The following is a 1,968-nucleotide window of genomic DNA, read 5'->3' as shown; positions in this document are numbered from 1 at the left end:
GTCGGCAGTGGCGTCGCGGTCGAGCAGCGAGGGCAGCCCGTCGGCGTCCAGCATCGCGCTGAAGGCGTCGAGGTCGGGGTTCCCGGCCGCAAAGGTCGTCAGCACGGCGTCGCGGTAGTCGGCCTCGACCCGGACCAGTGCCCGCGCCGAGCGGGTCGCCTCGCGCTCGGCGGCACGCTCGGCCCGCCGGGCCTCCTGGAGGCGCCAGATCGACCCGTTGTAGGCCTCGGCAGCCTGCTGCGCCACGACCGCGGCTGCCTCGAGGTCGGCGTTGGCGGCGTCGATGGCCGCCTGGATGCCCTCGACGTCGTCGGCTGCACCTTGCGCCCGCTCCTCGGCCTCACGGACCTCCTGCTGGGAGGGGGTCGTGGGGTCGGACGGGTCGGCGCTCGCCGGCGCGGTCACCAGGACCAGGGCGAGCAGGACGAACCCGACAACAGGGCGGCGCACGGGAGTCTCCTCAGATCGACAACTCCGTGCACGTTAGTGCTCAACAGTCACAAAAGAAACAAAAACCACAGATTTCTCAGCAGTCACCGGCGTGTCGACTTGCGAACTACAAGGGTGTAGTTCTCGGTTCAGGGCTCACTCGCGGTCGCGCGGCACCTTCGAGGTGGTCGTCGTCGGGTGGGACGTCATGCCGCGATCGAACTTCTGACCGCTCGCGATCGCGCCGACGTAGAAGGAGAAGATCGCGATCGCGATGCCCGCGATGTCGTCGGCGACGTAGTGCCAGCCGAAGTACAGCGTCGCGATCACGGTGAGCCCGGCGTTGACCCAGAACACCCACTTCAGGGTCCGGGACTGGATCGTGTACTGCACCATGAGCGCCCACAGCACCGTGATCGTCACGTGCAGGCTCGCGAACCCGGCCACCGAGTTGAGCGCGCCCGCCACGATCGGGTCGAACAGGACACCGTGCCGGCCCTCGGTGATCGACTTCATCAGGTCCGTCGTCGGCGTGTGGGTCAGGTCGGTGTACTCCGGCCAGTACTGGATGCCGGGGCCGAGCGTCGGCAGCAGGTAGTACGAGATCGTGCCGAGGGTCCACGCCACGACCTGCGCCGTCACGAACCAGTAGCCGAACGAGACGTTGCGCGACCAGACGAGCCACACCACGACGAGCAGGATCACCAGGGGCAGGTAGGTCAGGTAGATCTGCGAGAGCACGTGGGCGCTGATCGTCGTGCCGAAGACCGCGTGCAGGACGTCGGAGGGGTCGCTGCCGAAGAAGAGCACTCGGTCCATGACGTGCAGCTCGCGGTCGTAGGACAGCGCCTTCACCTCACCCTCGGCCCGGGCCGGATCCGGTCGGACGAACGGCAGGTTCGACTTGAGGTTCCGGTAGCAGACGTAGGTCATGTAGAAGCAGACCATCCCCAGGACCACGAGGATGGTGCGCTCACGGTTCCACCGGGTCCGTCGACGGTCGCCGACGTGCTCCTTGAAACGGCTCCAGGTCGAGGCCTGCTCCTCGCCGTCGCCGCCCCGACCGAAGAGCTCCCCGCGCATGGCGACCAGGCTGCCGACCCCGAGGTCGACCACGAGAGCGGCCAGCAGGACCGTCAGCGCTCGCAGCAGCACGTCGACCACGAGGATCACGTTGAGGAGCGTCAGGCTGGACGGGACGGCGTCGAGGAGCTCCAGCAGTGCCGTCAGGGACGGACCGAGGAGCTTGCCCTCGGGCTCGACGGGTGGACGGTCCCACCCGAACGACACCACGACCATCCAGCCCCAGATCGCCAGTGCCGTGCCGACCAGGAGGGCATAGGCGCGGCGATACACCCGGCGAGTCTAGAAGATCCCGTGGCACCGCCCTCGACGACGGTCCTCCGCGCGGTCAGGACCCCGGCGGCAGGACGGCCAGGCGGGCCGGGTCGACCCGCAGCACGACCGGGTCGCCGGGCGCGGGCAGCCACCCGGGTGCACCGACGGCATCGGCCTCCCCGACGCCGTCGACGTCGACCA

The 1,968-nt window shown here is 68.9% G+C and carries 2 protein-coding genes; both read right to left on the bottom strand.

Annotated features, from left to right (window positions below):
- Positions 1 to 450: hypothetical protein (locus H0487_RS22555; protein ID WP_220793709.1), on the bottom strand; the 450-nt coding region annotated here is incomplete at its 3' end.
- Between the two features lie 135 nt (positions 451 to 585).
- Entirely contained in the window at positions 586 to 1,785 is a 1,200-nt protein-coding gene (locus H0487_RS22550) for a phosphatase PAP2 family protein (protein WP_312856070.1), read from the bottom strand.
- Positions 1,786 to 1,968: the final 183 nt, after the last annotated feature.

The organism is Nocardioides stalactiti (genome assembly GCF_014180715.1).
GTDB classification, from domain to species: Bacteria; Actinomycetota; Actinomycetes; order Propionibacteriales; family Nocardioidaceae; genus Nocardioides; species Nocardioides stalactiti.
The sequence above is the reverse complement of the archived record's forward strand: the minus strand, read 5'-3'. Positions and strand labels throughout refer to the sequence as shown.